Origin of the sequence: Sabulibacter ruber (genome assembly GCF_017355955.1) — a bacterium.
Classification (GTDB): Bacteria; Bacteroidota; Bacteroidia; order Cytophagales; family Hymenobacteraceae; genus Nibribacter; species Nibribacter ruber_A.
The window spans coordinates 186,345-201,481 of record NZ_JAFFID010000006.1 but is presented as its reverse complement, the minus strand read 5'-3'; the positions used below and the strand labels follow the sequence as shown (position 1 = coordinate 201,481).

Genomic DNA, 15,137 nt, shown 5'->3' with positions numbered 1-15,137 from the left:
CCTACTTCCGTAAGTTCTGCGCCAGCTGGGAAACCGCCTGCCCCAGCCGGGGCCCGAAGCCTGTGAGCAGCGCCCCTTCCATGGCAATGACTTTTCTGTTTTTACCGGCGGTGGTTTGGTTCATGCCCTGCACCGCCCATAACCCGTTTTCACCACCCAGGCTCTTCAGTCCGCTGTCAAACAGGAGAATCACGTCCGGGTTGGCCTGCACCAGCGCCTCGGGGGTGAGTGGCTTGAAGTCCCGGAAGCCCTGCACCGCGTTCTGACCGCCGGCTAGTTCTACCACCTTTTCCACCTGCGTGCCTCCCCCGGCCACCATCATGGTGCCCGTTCCGCGGGCGTAGATGAAAAGCACCTTCGGCTTTGGGGCCGGGGCAGAGGGTGCCTTGCCTAAATCCGTCTCCAGTCTCAGCACCAGGGTGTCTGCCTGCGCCTGGCGGTGCAGGCTATCGCCTACCTGTCGGATCAATTTCTTGGCGCCTTCGGCGGAATGCTCCTGGTCAAACAGCAGCACCCGGGCACCCGCGCTTCTGAATTGCTCCACCAGCGCGGGCTTCACGTCCTGGGTCAGACCGATGACAAGGGTGGGCTGCAACGCCAGAACGCCCTCCGGGGAAATGGTGCGGTTGTGGCCCACCTTGGCTTTCCGCTGCAGGCTCTCGGGGTAAGTGCTGGTCACGTCAACCCCCACAATGTTCTGCTCCAACCCCAATCCAACGAGGATCTCGCTCACGGTGCCGTTCAAGGACACGATCCTGGTTGTGGCGGGCAGGTGGGCGTCTTTCAACCCCACGGTAGTAGTTGGGGAGGAGGAGTCACGGCAAGCGGCCATGACCCCAACCAACACAACCAACAAACATGAAAATCTCAGTTGTCTCATTGTTCTATCTTTTGCGTTCAGTATCTGATTTCGGCGGTTTTCGGAAGGCACGCCGAAAGTGTAATTAGCCTTTCTTCAGCAGCGCGTACACGATCTGCGGTCTGCCGCGCTCGCCGTTCTGGGCGAGGGCAGTGAATTTGAGCTTATAGATGTTACCTGCCGGGTCTTTCACCACATAGAAACGGTCCGTGTGGATGGTGGCCCCGGACATGCCCGTGGCGCGCCACGTGGACCCGATGGTGGCGATGCCGGTGGAGAAGGTGAGGCTGCTCAGGTTGGTTTCGTTGAAGGCCTCATAGCTCACCTCGCTGGCCATCACCTGCTTCACCTGCACACCGCCCGGGCTGTTCTGTACCACAAAATCCTGGAAGTAATAAGGGATCAGGCCCGCCCCGAAATTCGTTTTGTACACGCTGCCGCTCCAGGCGATGTCCCAACGGTCTTTGGCAGGCTCCACCTCCACGGCCCCGTTGTCAAAGGACACATACTTGAAATTATAGCGCGGGTCTTTGCTGACGGACAGCGTCTTGAACGAGGGGGAAGTGATATCGGCGTATTGCAGGGTGTAGCCGTCTCCGCTGCGCACCACCCGGATCTTTTGCCACCTGCGGGCACCGATGCCGCTGGAACCTCGGTTCACGATGTAGACTTTGTTTTCCGTCTCGTTGGCCGAGATGGCGGCGATGACGGTCTTGGTCAGGTCGCCGTCCGGGTCATCCACGTAGGCCATGGTTTCGGTACTCGGCGCGGTGGAGGACAGCACCAATCTGGAAACCAGATCCACGGTATCGGCCGTGCCCACCTGGCTCAGGTCGGTTTTGTCCAGCCGGTAGGCCAGGGCGCCCGCCGTGGCATTCAGGGTGACCCTGAAATCGGCGCCGCTGTGGAAACCCAGGTCCCAGGCAGATCGGGCCACCGCGGTTTGCCGGTTGGCGCTCAGGTCAATGAACACTTTGTTGGGATAGGTGGGGCCGCCGCCGTTGATGTCCAGCGTAGCGCCCCCCGAAAGGATTTCCGAGAAGCTCAGGGTCAGCGTATTGGCAGAGCCCAGCACTACCGGCTGCGCGGCTGATTGCACCTCGAAGGTGATTTTCTCGGTTCCGTCCAGAAGAACCCCGGCCACCTTGGCCACGGTGAAGGAAACCTCGCTGCTGCCCGCCGGAATGGTCAACGCCACAAGGCCGTTCGTAGCGGCGGGGTTGGTGGTGAAATGGGCGCCGTACGTCACGCCCTGTCCCGTCAGCTGCACGGTGACGGGTACGGCCACATCAGCCGGCCGGGACAGCTTGAGTTTCACCTGCATGGAACTCTGGGCGGCATCAAAACCCAAGGCCTGTGCCTCAAAGGCGAGTGCATTGTCCGGTAAAGGCGGCTCATCGTCGTCGCAGGCACTGAACACACTCACGAAGGCCAATAGCGCCAGGAGGAGGAATCTGTTTTTCATAAAGTTGTATAGGTTTAGAAAATGGGGTAAAAGAAAGGTTAAGGTGAAGGTTTGTGCCATTGCACGTTCAATCCCACGAAAAAGGAGCGGCCATACCCGATAGGGCGGTCCCCCTCTGCGGCGTGGGCCGTACCCGCCCCTAAGGCGGTATTGCGAATGCGGGTCATGTTGAACAGGTTCTTCACGCCGCCGCTCAGCGTCACGTACTGGGTAATGTTCTTGGTCACGGAGGCATCGGCCCAGTGGAAGCCCGCCGTTTCGGCCAGCCGGATGGTTTCCCGGTTCCCCACCACGGCTACCTCGTAGTAGGGCAACGTCCCTGTATACTTGTAGAAAAAGCAGAAACTGGCGCCCAGGCGGGGGAAGCGGAAGACTAGGTTGCTGTTCACTTCGGGCGACCAGGTGAAGAGGGGCAATTCCGTCTGCCCTTCCTGCAGCTGGTTGTAGCGCCCGATGTAGGCAGCCCCCATGGTGAGTTCCAGGTTCCGCCATTGCAGGGTGTTGTTGAAGGAACCGCCCGTGGTTCTGTAGCGCTCAATGTTCACGTAAGTGGTCACCTGCGGATCGGTGGCATCCAGCCCGTTGGCGATGCGGTTACGGACGGTGTTGTAAAATCCGCCTAAGGCAGAAGTAAGGCGTACGGTTGGCTTTTTCACCGCCTGCCACGCCAGGGAGCCATTGAAACTGTGGGAAAGCTCGGCCTTCAGGTGGGGGTTGCCCTGAAGGGAGTGGCTAGCGTCAAAAAAACTGAAGTAAAGCTCCCGCAGCGAGGGAGCCCGGAAACCCCGGCCGTAGGCCAGCCGCAGATCCAGGTTCTCCCCCAGGCTGAACCTGGTGTTCAGGGACGGGATTACGGGCGGGGCCTGGTACCCGGAGTTGCGCACCACCCGCACCCCTGGCCGGAGGCTGATGCTGGGCACTGGGCTATACTCCGCTGTGGCGAAGGCGGCATAATCATGGAGGCGCTGGGTTCCGGCCTGTAGCCGCCCGCCATTGCCGCTCTCCAGGTTGACCTCTGTCCCGGCCTGCACCGTGATCTGGGGGGAGGCTTTGTAGTAGGCAATCCCTCGGGCGGTGACGCCGTCAAACCCGGTTACGTCCTGCAGGCCGGGCCCCAATGCCAGCGTGCGTTTGCCCGTGTCTTTGTGTACCGTGGTGGTTTGGGTCGTCCGGCTGAAGGTGGTATAGCCCAGCGCCCCCGTGAACGACCATCTATCCGTGGCGCGCCAGTTGGCTTGCAGCTGGTGCAGGAGCCGTTGGCTCATGTATTCCTTGTCGAGCGCCTCGTTGCCCTGGAAAGGGTTTTCATCGGTGATGGCCTCCTGCAGGGCATCCAGCCGGTACCACGTTTCCAGGTTTCTGTTCTTGTACCCGAGGGACACATTGCCGAGCCACTGGGTTTTGGGGTGCCACTCCTTGTCCCGCTCCGCCGCCTGCCCCTGCCAGCCGCCGAACCGGTTCCGGGTTCCGCCGCCGTTGATAGCCCAGCCCTGGCGCTGCCAGCTCACCCGCACACTCTGGTTGTGGATGCCCTGGCCGCTTCCGTATTCCTCCCCTGCCGTTTCCTCCTGCAGCCGCGCCTGCACACTGAGCTGCTCCTCTGAGAATTTCCTGGTGATGATGTTGATCACGCCCGCCAGCGCATCGGCCCCGTACACCACGGACATAGGGCCTTCCACTATCTCGATGCGTTCAATGGCGTTCACGTCCAGCTGGTTCAAGTCAATCTCATTGGAGGTTCCCTGCCGACCGATAAGCGGAACGCCGTCCAGCAGCACCTTCACGTTCTGGCCTGACATCCCCTGCAGCTCGATGTTGGAACCGCCCAGCGCCAAATCCTGCGAGAACCGGATGCCCAGCTCGTTGGTGAGCACTTCCTGCACGTTCACCGCGCCGCGCTGCAGGATGCGCTCCCTGCCGATGGTGCGCACCTGGTGCACGGATTTTCTCACCGACTGCGGCTCGTACTGCCCGGTCACCACCACATCGTTCAGCTGGATTCCGTTTCCGCGGAGGATGACTTCCTTCAGCTCCACTGTCTGCCCTGGCTTTACCTCCACCGCACGTTCCAGCCTGCCCAGGCCAAGGCCCTGCACCTGCAGCGTATAATCTCCCGCGGGTGCTTCCAGGGTGAAGTGCCCATCTTCTCGCGTACCGTACCCGTACCCGGTACCCTTGAGCACCACCACGGCATAGGCGGCCGGCTTCCCGTCCTGCGTGAGGACGGTGCCCGTGAGCGTACCCCTGGAAGTCTGGGCCCAAACCAAGGAGGTGCAGATGCACAGGAAAAGCACCGTGAAATATCCGTTTCTCATGACAGGCGCCCCTTGGAATATCTGAGAAAGCAGGACTCCCGACCGATGCTGCCCGGCTGCTCTGGGCGTGTCTTTCCTGAGGCAGCCCCCCATCGCCCACGGATGTTCCCAGCAGAAAGCGTGGGGTTAGTAACCTGTATGAACCACATGTTTTTTTATTTAGAATTAATCTAATTAAATTTTATGCTGCAAATTTGGCGCATCCGTGGGTGGGGTAGTGAACGCAGGACGGATTATTTATAACCCTCAAGGGATTTTCCGCATGAACATCAGCATCAGCGATGAGGCAGGCCGGCAGGTAGTCTGGGCCCGGTCCTATCCACCTAATTTCAAGGCAGAGCAGGTGCTCAACGAACAGAGTACGGAGGCCTCCCTCCCCTCCCTTCACCTCAGGTTGGAAGAGACCTGGTTCGAGGGATCCCACCTGCTACAGGTGCAGCTCACCCCTGCGAAACCCCGGCACCTGGTGGTGAAGGTGGAGGGGACCCTGTGTTCGCTCCTGTTTGTGAGGCAAGGGAGCATCATCCTGCGGGAGAAGAGCGATCAGAGCCTGTGCGTGGCCTGCCACCACGCACAGGCAAACCTGCTGTGTACCCAAAGCTGCGAGCTGCTGCTGGAGATCGGGGGGCCGGTGCAGCTTTTCTCCCTGCAACTGCCCGACCTCACGGTGCGGCAACTGGTGTTGCAGGAACTTCCGCTGTTGGCGTCTATGCTGGAGCAGGCGGCGCAGAAACCCTTGGTGACGCTGGAGAGGAACCTGCCCATCACGCCGCTCCTGCAGACGGTCCTGGATAGCATCCACCAGTGCGAGCAGACGGGCCTTTTGAAACGCATTTTCCTGCAGGCCAAAATCCTGGAACTGCTCTTCCTCCAGCTGGCGTCCTGCGGAATACCCGCTTCTCCCGCCCAGGCCACCTCGCTGAAGGAGTATGATGTGGAGAAGATTCACCTGGCCAAAAAGTTGGTGGAGCAGAATCTGCAGAACCCCTGCTCTCTGATTGAGCTGGCCCACCGGGTGGGGCTGAATGACTTCAAGCTGAAGAAGGGATTCAGGGAAGTGGTGGGCAACACCGTTTTTGGATACCTCCATGACCTGCGCATGGAAGCTGCCAGGAGGCTATTGCTGGAGCAGCACACCACAGTGAGCGAGGTCGCCACCGAGGTGGGATATAAAAACCCGCACCATTTCACGGCAGCCTTCAGAAAGAAGTTCGGGGTATTGCCCAGCCAGCTCAAGCGCGGAGCCCTGGCTGGTTTGGCTCCGGGGAATACGGAGGGTTGAGGATTTCAGCTCGGCCCCCCGGTTCAGGGAGCAGGCTTTGGCGGAGAAGGCAATAGGACCCTCCTGTGGTAAATACCTGGGCGATAGGTCGCTATCCTGGGGGAATTGAGATACTGGGTTCCGTTCAGTAGGACCATTTGGATCCGGTGTACAGCCTAAATAAGTTAATAAATTAATATATTCACAAATTCATTTGTTGACATGGCATTCTGTGAATGCCTTGGAAGAGGCCGGCTTGGAGATTGCGGACAGGTATCCTTGGCCCACGTGGGTTTGTGGAGAGGACGAAGGAAGCTGCAAATACCAGGAAGGCTGAGGCGAGCTCCTTTTGCCCAGGAAAGCGGACGGGGGCCATGGAGTCCCTGCGAAAGCCCAGGCAGGGCGGTTCTAAGTAAGAGAATATGGCCTGAAGCGGAGACATCGATTCTGCCGCGAAGGTAGCCGGCGGCCCGGACACGGGTGCGCTTGACGCCAAGGTCGTACGGGAAAAATGGGTATCCCGGCGGGAACCCTCCGCATTTTTCCCGTCTCCACCTTGCCCTTTGGCCGCTGCCGCCGGCGGGTGGGGCGCCATAATCAATTCTCTAACCTTTAAGCCAGAACGATTATGGAAAAGTCCCTTAAAACCTCCGCCGCTTTCCGGGTTGCCGAAGTGAAGCTGACCTACCGGTCCCGGGTGAAAGCCTCCGAGCGTCCCCGGATCACCTGCTCCGAAGACTCCCGCGGGATCCTGCTCCGAAGCTGGGACCCCGGCAAACTGGACTTCGTGGAGCAGTTCAAGGTGCTGCTGCTGAACCGGGCCAACCGGGTGCTGGGGATCTACGAGCTCTCCTCAGGAGGGATCGCCGGCACGGTGGCGGACCCCAAACTGATCTTCGTGGCCGCGCTCAAAGCCTGCGCCAGTGGGATCATCCTCTGCCACAACCACCCCTCGGGCAACCTGCAGCCCAGCGCGGCGGACCTGCAGCTCACCCGGAAGGTGAAGGAAGGAGGCACCCTGCTGGACATCGCGGTCCTGGACCATTTGATTCTCACGGCGGAAGGCTACTACTCCTTCGCTGACGAAGGGCTCCTGTAGCCCTTCTTTTTTTATGAAAGCGGTGATCCGTTACCTGATTGAACCGATTCCGCGAGCTCCTAGGGCAGCGGGGGACTGGGGCCTGAAAAAGGCTGATTTATCCCATCATCTTGCCTCACTACGTCTGTATCGTCTGGCACAAACCCTAAATGCCTGCCCAGGGAAGGGATCTGCCCTTTGTGGTGGAACTCATGGGTGATCACGTGCGTGAACAGCTTCAGCGGGCTTGCAGTGACTTTCCCCCGTTGATACTCAGTTTGAGATCCTCCAGCTGGTTTCGGGAATAGACCGGGAAGAACTCCTCCATCAGGATGTCACCCGTACGGAAAAGGGTACCGGCGGCCAGGGCGTCCGGGATGGAACCCCTATCGGTGACATCTGTCCTTTTGTGCAGGGCGTGCCGGCCGATCCAGAATTCATGGGTGTAGCCGGTATGAACCAAGAGGTTTCGGATACTGCCCATGCCGAACAGGCTGTTCTCAACCGGGAAATCCGCCGGAGCTTAACCCCGGCAACAGCCCAGCAGGGCATTCCGGGAGGATCGCACAAATCCGTATTGCTGTATGGAGTCCATGGCTTTCAGCGGTTGTGGCTCTTGGGATCCTGCCACCGGCGAACGGCGGCCAGCGCTGGGGGCCGATGCCGGAGACGCTGTCCTCTGGAGGGATCTTGCCTTCCTGTATTATCTTGAACGTAAGAACGGCGGAGAATGCCTTCCGGTCCCATTATTCCGCTTATCTTGGCAAGGGTAAGCCCCTGGGGGCTACCCCCTGACGGGGAAGACGAAGGGGGACTTCAGGCAGTTGGAGACGTTTTCGGCGGGGAAATGCCAGGCAGTGTCCCTGCGCTCAGGGTAAATAAACTTGGCTTTGGTAAGGGAGAAAGAGGGAGGCACCCTGGTCGGCAAGGCAACAAAACCCCTAAAGAACCAGTATCAAAGCGCATCGAAACCGATTCTATGGAACAACGACTTTCCGATCTGAGGCAGGCCGCCGAGGGCCTTCTTTTCCTGAGTGAGACCGACGCCCCCTTCGAGGCGGTGGACCTGGGCGTCCAGCCCCGGGAAGGATTCTCCCCCGCGTACCTGGCGCAGCTGTTGGGCAAACCGGCGGGCACCAGGACCGAAACCCAGGAGATCGGCTATTGCCTGCGGAACATGACCAGGGCCCGGGAGGGCGCCAGTGCGGAGCGGCAGGCGGAGGCGGAGAGGTTCCGGCAGTTGCAGGAGCTGCTGCTTGCCTCCCTCTCGGATGCCCAGGCCTACCGGTTCGGTGAGCGCCGGGTGGAGGTGTACCTGCTGGGCTGGACGGGGGAAGGCCGCCTGGTAGGCCTGAAAACCCTCGCCGTGGAGACCTAAGGCGCTCTTTCCCTTGCCTTTCGCCCCACTCTTAACAATGCCGTAACCTGCCGGCGTGCCGGTCTGCGTACCTTCGCGTTAGGATGCGAGTCGCCCTCTGGGTAACTTGCGCCCCGATTTCATAACCCTAACGCAGACCGCATGCTCAGAACGTTTACTCCCCCCTCCCTCCGCGGGAGAGGCTCCCTTCTCCCCACCCTATTGCTCCTGTGGGCCCTCCTGTTCGGGGGCGCCCATTCCCTGCTGGCGCAGACCGCCGGCTACCCCGAGACCTTCGAGTCCGGCACCAAGGCCGGCTACGCGGCGGGCTCCGTCTCCCTGCCCTCCGGCGCCTGGCTCCTGGAGGACGCGCTGATCGGCACCTCCGAGGCTGACCGCAAGGGCGGCGCCAAGTCCGTGCGCCTGCGCCTGAAAGGCAAACTCACCATGGAGACTTACCTTCCCAATGGGGTGGGCTCCGTCACCGTAAGGCACGGCCTCTACGGCACGGACGCATCCAGCGCCTGGGAGCTGTGGGCCATGAGCGAGGCCTGCGCCTGCGACAAGTGGACGAAGGTCGGCCCGACGGTGGTCACCGTGGCCGGCGAGCTGCAGACGGCCACCTTCGCCGCCGACATCCCCGGCCGGGTGCGGCTGGAGATCCGCAAGGTGTCGGGCGGCTCGGCGAGAATCAACATCGACGACGTGACCGTGTGGGACTTCGGCTCCGAGGGGCCCGCCACCCAGTACCCCGACAACGACCATATGGCCCTGGGCAATCCCAGCGGCGCGGTGCCGGACGTGAACGTCCCGGCCAACTACCTCATGCGCAAGCCCCAGTACGCCCTGTCCTACCACCGGGACCGCGGGACCCCGAACTGGGTGAGCTGGCACCTGGACGCCTCCGACCGAGGCGGGGTGGACCGCCGGGACGACTTCCGCGAGGACCCCGCCCTGCCCGCCGGCTGGTACCGGGTGAACGAGGATTCCTACCGGGGCAGCGGCTTCGACCGGGGCCACAACGTGCCCTCGGCGGACCGCACCTCCAGCATCGAGAATAACTCAGCCACTTTCCTGATGACCAACATGATCCCGCAGGCCCCCAACAACAACCAGGGGCTGTGGGCGGACCTGGAGAACTACACCCGCACCTTCCTGCCCGCCCATGAGGTCTATGTGATCATGGGCAGCTACGGGGTGGGCGGCACCGGTTCCAGCGGGGGCGTGACCAACACCCTGGACAACGGCCGGGTGACCGTGCCCGCCCGCGTGTGGAAGGTGATCGTGGTGCTGCCCGTGGGCGACAGCGACGTTTCCCGCATCGGCACCGGTACCCGCCTCATCGCCGTGGATACCCCCAACAGCCACGCCGTGGGCTCCTCCTGGGGCGCCTACCGCACGAGCGTGGACGCCATTGAGGCCGCCACGGGGCTGAACCTGCTCTCCAGCCTGCCCGAGGCCGTGCAGGCCGCCGTGGAGTCCAGAGTCGACAACGGCCCCACCAACTAACCCGAAAGGAACCATAACCTTACAAGAGTCACCATGAGATATCTATATAAGCACGCGGGGGACCGCCGGCGGGTACTGGCCCGCTCGCTCACCCTGCTCTCCCTCCTGATGCTGCTGGCCGGCCTGGCCCAGGCCCAGGCCCTCACCGTCACCCCGGCGACCCTGCCGGACTTCGGCGCCGTGCCCGTGGGCAGCGCCTCACTGAGCCAGTCTTTCACCGTGCAGGGCACCGGCCTTACCGGCCCGGTGACGGTCACCCCGGCCGCGGGCTTCGAGATCCGGACCGGCACCGATCCCTTCTCCTGCTGCGTGGTCACCCTTAGCCCGGCTAGTGGGTCCCTCGCCTCCGTGACCGTGCAGGTGCGTTTCGCGCCAGCCGCCGCGCAGGCCTACAGCGCCACCCTCGCCGTCTCCGGCGGTGGGGCCGCGGCCCAGGCCGTGGCGGTGAGCGGTACCGGCACGGCGCCGGTGTACCCGCCGACGCTGAGCACCTCGGCCGTGAGCGCCGTCACCACCACCTCCGCCACCGTGGGCGGCACCGTGTCCGAGAACGGCGGAGGTTCCGTCACCGCCCGGGGGCTGGTGTGGTCCGCCGAGGCGAACCCCACCCTGGAGGATTCGAAGCTGGAGATCGCCGGCTCCGAGGCGGCCTTCTCCGGCACGCTGACGGGCCTTGCCCAGAACACGGCCTTCTTCGTGCGGGCCTACGCCACGAACGCCGCCGGCACCTCCTACGGCGAGCAGCGAACCTTCACGACCCAGGCCGTTCCGCTGGCTGCCGAGCCCACCGCGGCTTCCCAGCTCACCTTCGCCGGGGTGACCCGCACCTCGATGAGGGTGCTCCTCTCCGGGGGGGACGGGGCCAAGCGCCTGGTGCTGGCCCGTGAGGGCGCAGCGGTGGACGCCCTGCCGTCGGACGCCACGGCCTACGTCTCCAACGCGGCTTTCGGGCAGGGGCAGCAGGTCGGCACCGGTAACTTCGTGGTGCTGAACGGCAGCGCCTCTGAGGTGGAGATCACCGGGCTGCGGGCCGGGGCCACCTACCACTTCGCCTCCTTCGAGTACAACGAGGCCACCGAGCCCGGCGGGGAGAACTACCTGACCTCGGCCGTGGGCCGCGGGGAGCAGGCCACCCCGGGCCTGGAGGCCGGGCTGCTGTTCGAGGAGAACTTCGCCTATGCGGCGGGCTCGGCCCTTACCGCGAATGGCTGGAGCGCGCACAGCGGCACGACTGCCCCGGTACTGGTGGCCGCCGAGGGGCTTTCCTATCCGTCCTACGCAGGGCAGGGGGGCCGCGCCGCGCGGCTGGAGGTAAACGGGCAGGACGTGAGCCGCTCGTTCGACAAGGTAGAGCGGGGCTCCACCGTCTACGCCTCCTTCGTGGTGCGGGTCAGCTCGGCCCACCCCGACGGGGAGTACTTTTTCCACCTGGGCCCACAGAGCATGGGCACCAACTTCCGGCCACGGGTGTTCGTGCGCTCCGCCTCCGGGGGGATCCAGTTCGGGGTGAGCGGCTCGGGCGGCACTTCCGCCGCCGTGTGGACCACCGCGCGGGAGTACGGATTGAACAACGACTACCTGGTGGTGGTGCGCTACGACTTCGACGCGACCGGTAACACCTCCCGCCTGTACGTGAACCCGACCCTCACCGCCGAGCCCGCCGAGGCGCTGGCGACGGCCGCGGAGACGGGCACCTCGCCCACCGATATCGGCACCGTGGCGTTGCGGCAGGGAACCAATTCCCCCGCGCTCACCATCGACGGCATCCGCGTGGGCACGACCTACCGGGCGGTGGTCGGCAGCGGTGATCCCACCTCCGTGAAAAACGAGCTGCCCGCCTCCGCCGTGCGGGTGTACCCCAACCCGGCCACCTCGGCCCTGCGCATCCGGGTGGACGGAGCCGGCAGCGGGACATCCTCCCTCCGACTGGTGGACCTGCTCGGGCGCACCGTGCTGAGCCGGGAGGTTCAGAGTGCGGCCGGCCGGCTGGAGGTTGACCAGGACGTTGCCCGCCTTCCCAAAGGGCAGTATGTCCTGGTAGTGCAGACACCCCAAGGCCTGGTGAGAAGACATGTGGTGCTGAAATAAGCCTCTCCGCCTGATCTCACAAAGAAGCCCCTCCTTTCGGGAGGGGCTTTATTTTTGCGGGTGCCCAAGGCTGTTCCGGCCCGGTTGTACTGGTACGTTTTGGGTTCGCTTCAGCCGGAGGGTTCCTCTACGGATGCCGAACGAAGGACTTCGGGAATGGTAGGTGGATAGCAGTGGTGGATGGAAGGTGCGCTTACCTGGCCCAGCCGCTATTCTCCCTGTGGTTCTTTTGGTTTCCGCCCTCTCTTCTTTCCGTTGGGGGAGCTCCCTCCCTCCGGCAGGCGGTCGGTCAAAGCGCGCATTTCGGTGAAGATGCCTAATACCGCCTGTACCTCTTCCACGTTCGATGCCTTACGGATGATCTCCATTTGCATGGCATCGATTCTGTTTCTTACTAGTTCTCTCATAGGGTTCCTTTTAGTAGGGTTTCTTTTAGATGGTATCAAATATAGGGAGTTTATAGACAGGCGGTGAATCGGAACGTTGGTATGGCGGTTGGTTTCCACCCAGGTTATCCGCCTGCCAGGGTTTCGCAGGATTTCCTATCCTAAGTTTCAGTTAATCAGACTTGTTGCGTACCTTTGATGGATTGGGTTAAGTACTGTGTTAGTTTGGGGAGGGGGCCGCGGGCCTCCTTTCTTTTTTCCGGGAGGGCACTCGTAAGGAAGGGCGCGGCGCAGGGGGGCTTTCCCTTGGAAAAAAACAGGCCCCTTTTCCAGACAAAGGAAATTTTACTATATTCGCTCTGTAAGATTTTGAAGAACTGATGTGCAAAAGGGAGGCCCAGCCGGGGTCTCCCTTTTGCATTTCACCCCCCCCCCCTTTCTCCCCTGGGCTGCCCTGCCGGGTGGTTTCTATTCCCCTCTTCGTTCTTTTCCCAGCGATGGCCGACCACGGGATCCATGGGATACCGCCGTCCGGGTCCCGTTTCCCCCGATGCCTTCCCCCGGTCCTACCCGCAGGACTGGCCCATGGGCAAAACTCGGGAAAATACCCCATCGGGGAAATGTGATTTTTCCCGGTCCCCGTAGGGGGAGTTGCCCATGTTTCCCCGGGAGGGCCAAGGCCTGCTTTCGGGATCTTTCCCTGAACGGGGGTGCCCTTTCACTTGGATCAGGGATTGTTAAAATCGCAACTAATTTTATATCAATTAATTATCTGATTATAGGGCTTGGGTGCAGGTACCGGGTTACTTGCGTAGGAAAGGGAGAAGCCTCTTTTTAGGGCATATATTTTCTTAATCTCACCTAAAAAAAGTAAAAGTATGCCTATCTTGTTAACCAGAAATGTGGATAATTCCATGTCGGGGCCCGAGCCGGGACCCTGTGATTTCAGCGGGTCCACCCCGAACGTGATGGTGGAACAGCCGGTGCCCCTGGGGGAGCTGAAGGCCCGGTGCGACCGGTACCGGCAATACCTGGCCTCCCTGCAGCCCTCTCAGGAGGATACCATGATGCGGGCGGCCAATTTCACCACGGAGTCTGTCCTGCGGTTGATCCAGCAGTACCCGGCCAGTTCCTTTATCAGGGTCTACTACGGGATCGGGGAAGATGGCCGGCACGTGATCTTCATGGGGGCCGTTCAGGGGGAGCCTTCGTTTGCCCGGACCGAGGCGGAGGCCCTGTACGTGGATGACTGCTGCCTTTGCCCTCCCCGGCTGAACTGCCAGGAGGATGGGCTGCTGGCGTGGCAGGAATAGGACCATGGTTTACACCGGGGCGCAGGCACTGCCTGCGCCCCCTGCACCTATGTGGGATATATACGTTTATTTCATTCAGCTGGCGCTCGGCCTCCTGCTGTGGGCCCTGAAGTTCAGGCACCTTCCCGTGGGCCTGAAGATCCTGGGCTATACCCTGCTGCTCACCCTGCTGGCGGAGGGGTATGCGGCCTACCTCATGTTCCAGAGAACGACCAATTTCTACCTGTACCACTTCCTGGTCCCCCTCCAGTATACCCTCTTCTCGTGTTTGTTCTACAGCGAGCTGAAGGGGGGCAGGGCACGGAAAACGGTATTGGCCTCCATCCCCCTCTACCTGCTCGTCTCAAGCCTGATCCTGCTGCTGCTGCAGGAAACCTCCGAGGTCAACACCTACGCCCGCCTTTTGAAGAATGTCCTTATCATCTGCTGGGCCTTTCTGTATTGCCGCGAGATCTTCCTTGGGCTTACGGTCGTTCAGCTGGAGAAGGAGCCGATGTTCTGGGTCAGCACCGGTCTGTTCTTCTATTCGCTGGGTAATTTTTTCGTGGAGGGCCTCATGAACCGGATCCTCGAGGTTTCCTATGCATTGGCCCATGCCCTCTATTTCATCAGTATATTTTTGGGGCTTTTGCTTAATATTACCTTTCTGGTTGCCTTTGCCCTTTGCGGCCGTTCCCCTCGGGCGGTCGGGAAGGATGGTGCCCCTCGCCGGATTACCCTGAAGAAGCATGTATGACCTGTTGCTCATCGTCACCCTTGGGACTGCGCTGATGCTGGCGCTGGGCATGCTGATTTTCTACCTGATGTATGCTTACCAGAAGAGGAGGTCGGAGCACTCCCGGGAAATCGGAAACCTGGAGGCGGCCTTCCAGCGGGAGCTGCTGAAGGCCCAGGTCGAGGTGCAGGAGCAGACGTTCCTTTCCATCTCCCAGGAGATACATGACAACGTGGGGCAGGTCCTCTCGCTGGTGCGGTTGCACGTAAGCACCCTGGAGAGTGCCGGGAGCGTCGCCCGGGAGCAGAAGATCCGGAGCAGCAAGGAGTTGCTGGACCAGGCCATCGAGGATCTGCGGAACCTCTCCAAAAGGCTGAACAGCCGGTACATCGCCCAGCAGAGCCTTGCGGCGCTCCTCCGGTTCCAGCTGGACCTGATCGGAAAGACCGGTGCGCTCGCGACATCCTTCGAGGTGGAGGGGAAAGAGGCAGGGTTGGACCCGGAAAGGAAGCTGATCATCCTGCGGATCGCCCAGGAAGCCCTGAACAACGTCCTCAGACACGCGGAGGCAGGTTCCGTTACCGTCCGGCTGCGGTATCCAGGAGGCAGGGTCTCCCTCTCCATAGAGGATGACGGCAAAGGCTTTGATGCCGCCGCCCTTCCTTCGCCGCAGGGAACGGGGTCCTCCAACATGCGGTACCGGGCCTCCCTCCTGGGGGCCACCCTGCACGTCCACAGTACCCCGGGCGGTGGCACCTCCGTGTTTTTTGAATTACCATTCCCCTGATACG

Annotated in this window: 14 protein-coding genes; 8 read left to right on the top strand and 6 right to left on the bottom strand. The window is 61.7% G+C overall.

What is annotated here, in order from left to right; all coding sequences use genetic code 11:
• Position 1 precedes the first annotated feature (1 nt).
• From JT719_RS22760 to JT719_RS22750, 3 genes are all read right to left on the bottom strand, one after another.
• The gene (locus JT719_RS22760; RefSeq protein ID WP_207436065.1) at positions 2 to 880 is read right to left on the bottom strand and encodes a heme/hemin ABC transporter substrate-binding protein; all 879 of its coding nucleotides are present in this window, start codon (positions 878 to 880) and stop codon (positions 2 to 4) included.
• 64 nt (positions 881 to 944) lie between these two features.
• The gene (locus JT719_RS22755) at positions 945 to 2,324 is read right to left on the bottom strand and encodes an HmuY family protein (protein ID WP_207436064.1); all 1,380 of its coding nucleotides are present in this window, start codon (positions 2,322 to 2,324) and stop codon (positions 945 to 947) included.
• Positions 2,325 to 2,362: 38 nt separating this feature from the next.
• Positions 2,363 to 4,639: a TonB-dependent receptor gene (locus JT719_RS22750; protein WP_207436063.1), complete on the bottom strand. Its 2,277-nt coding sequence runs from the start codon at positions 4,637 to 4,639 to the stop codon at positions 2,363 to 2,365.
• A gap of 262 nt (positions 4,640 to 4,901) precedes the next feature.
• Between JT719_RS22750 and JT719_RS22745 the strand changes: the two genes are divergently transcribed.
• Together JT719_RS22745 and JT719_RS22740 are read left to right on the top strand one after the other, a co-directional pair.
• Positions 4,902 to 5,921, top strand: coding sequence for a helix-turn-helix transcriptional regulator (locus tag JT719_RS22745; RefSeq protein ID WP_207436062.1), 1,020 nt, complete (start codon positions 4,902 to 4,904; stop codon positions 5,919 to 5,921).
• A gap of 607 nt (positions 5,922 to 6,528) precedes the next feature.
• Positions 6,529 to 6,999 (top strand): JAB domain-containing protein, encoded by a 471-nt coding sequence (locus JT719_RS22740; RefSeq protein ID WP_207436061.1) that lies wholly within the window; start codon positions 6,529 to 6,531, stop codon positions 6,997 to 6,999.
• A 59-nt stretch (positions 7,000 to 7,058) separates the two neighbouring features.
• Here JT719_RS22740 and JT719_RS25685 read toward each other — a convergent pair whose 3' ends face one another.
• Positions 7,059 to 7,202 (bottom strand): DinB family protein, encoded by a 144-nt coding sequence (locus JT719_RS25685; RefSeq protein WP_423227985.1) that lies wholly within the window; start codon positions 7,200 to 7,202, stop codon positions 7,059 to 7,061.
• 14 nt (positions 7,203 to 7,216) lie between these two features.
• Entirely contained in the window at positions 7,217 to 7,462 is a 246-nt protein-coding gene (locus JT719_RS22730; protein WP_207436060.1) for a hypothetical protein, read from the bottom strand.
• A gap of 246 nt (positions 7,463 to 7,708) precedes the next feature.
• Between JT719_RS22730 and JT719_RS22725 the strand changes: the two genes are divergently transcribed.
• The 3 genes from JT719_RS22725 (at position 7,709) to JT719_RS22715 (ending at position 11,932) form a co-directional block, all read left to right on the top strand.
• Complete coding sequence (locus JT719_RS22725) at positions 7,709 to 8,356, top strand: nuclease A inhibitor family protein (RefSeq protein WP_207436059.1); 648 nt, start codon at positions 7,709 to 7,711, stop codon at positions 8,354 to 8,356.
• 201 nt (positions 8,357 to 8,557) lie between these two features.
• Positions 8,558 to 9,844 carry a DNA/RNA non-specific endonuclease gene (locus tag JT719_RS25350; protein WP_242693421.1) on the top strand — a complete coding sequence of 429 codons (1,287 nt, stop codon included), beginning with the start codon at positions 8,558 to 8,560 and terminating at the stop codon, positions 9,842 to 9,844.
• A gap of 33 nt (positions 9,845 to 9,877) precedes the next feature.
• The gene (locus JT719_RS22715; protein ID WP_207436058.1) at positions 9,878 to 11,932 is read left to right on the top strand and encodes a T9SS type A sorting domain-containing protein; all 2,055 of its coding nucleotides are present in this window, start codon (positions 9,878 to 9,880) and stop codon (positions 11,930 to 11,932) included.
• Positions 11,933 to 12,141: 209 nt separating this feature from the next.
• On the opposite strand, the gene JT719_RS22710 is transcribed toward JT719_RS22715, so the two are convergent.
• The gene (locus JT719_RS22710) at positions 12,142 to 12,339 is read right to left on the bottom strand and encodes a hypothetical protein (protein WP_207436057.1); all 198 of its coding nucleotides are present in this window, start codon (positions 12,337 to 12,339) and stop codon (positions 12,142 to 12,144) included.
• 857 nt (positions 12,340 to 13,196) lie between these two features.
• On the opposite strand from JT719_RS22710, the gene JT719_RS22705 reads away from it, so the two are divergent.
• Genes JT719_RS22705 through JT719_RS22695 form a run of 3 tightly spaced genes read left to right on the top strand, consistent with a single transcriptional unit; the run spans position 13,197 to position 15,133 of the window.
• Positions 13,197 to 13,631, top strand: coding sequence for a hypothetical protein (locus JT719_RS22705; RefSeq protein ID WP_207436056.1), 435 nt, complete (start codon positions 13,197 to 13,199; stop codon positions 13,629 to 13,631).
• Positions 13,632 to 13,635: 4 nt separating this feature from the next.
• Entirely contained in the window at positions 13,636 to 14,367 is a 732-nt protein-coding gene (locus JT719_RS22700) for a hypothetical protein (protein WP_207436055.1), read from the top strand.
• Entirely contained in the window at positions 14,360 to 15,133 is a 774-nt protein-coding gene (locus JT719_RS22695) for a sensor histidine kinase (protein ID WP_207436054.1), read from the top strand. Before JT719_RS22700 ends, JT719_RS22695 begins: the two co-directional genes overlap by 8 nt.
• The last annotated feature ends 4 nt before the right edge of the window (positions 15,134 to 15,137 follow it).

Excerpts from the sequence above, each read along its gene's own strand:
- JT719_RS22695 (WP_207436054.1), top strand. The coding sequence starts at position 14,360 with ATGTATGACCTGTTGCTCATCGTCACCCTTGGGACTGCGCTGATGCTG.
- JT719_RS22750 (WP_207436063.1), bottom strand. The coding sequence starts at position 4,639 with ATGAGAAACGGATATTTCACGGTGCTTTTCCTGTGCATCTGCACCTCC.
- JT719_RS22760 (WP_207436065.1), bottom strand. The coding sequence starts at position 880 with ATGAGACAACTGAGATTTTCATGTTTGTTGGTTGTGTTGGTTGGGGTC.
- JT719_RS22740 (WP_207436061.1), top strand. The coding sequence starts at position 6,529 with ATGGAAAAGTCCCTTAAAACCTCCGCCGCTTTCCGGGTTGCCGAAGTG.
- JT719_RS22715 (WP_207436058.1), top strand. The coding sequence starts at position 9,878 with ATGAGATATCTATATAAGCACGCGGGGGACCGCCGGCGGGTACTGGCC.
- JT719_RS22700 (WP_207436055.1), top strand. The coding sequence starts at position 13,636 with ATGGTTTACACCGGGGCGCAGGCACTGCCTGCGCCCCCTGCACCTATG.
- JT719_RS22730 (WP_207436060.1), bottom strand. The coding sequence starts at position 7,462 with ATGGGCAGTATCCGAAACCTCTTGGTTCATACCGGCTACACCCATGAA.
- JT719_RS22745 (WP_207436062.1), top strand. The coding sequence starts at position 4,902 with ATGAACATCAGCATCAGCGATGAGGCAGGCCGGCAGGTAGTCTGGGCC.
- JT719_RS22710 (WP_207436057.1), bottom strand. The coding sequence starts at position 12,339 with ATGAGAGAACTAGTAAGAAACAGAATCGATGCCATGCAAATGGAGATC.
- JT719_RS22755 (WP_207436064.1), bottom strand. The coding sequence starts at position 2,324 with ATGAAAAACAGATTCCTCCTCCTGGCGCTATTGGCCTTCGTGAGTGTG.
- JT719_RS22705 (WP_207436056.1), top strand. The coding sequence starts at position 13,197 with ATGCCTATCTTGTTAACCAGAAATGTGGATAATTCCATGTCGGGGCCC.
- JT719_RS22725 (WP_207436059.1), top strand. The coding sequence starts at position 7,709 with ATGCCTTCCGGTCCCATTATTCCGCTTATCTTGGCAAGGGTAAGCCCC.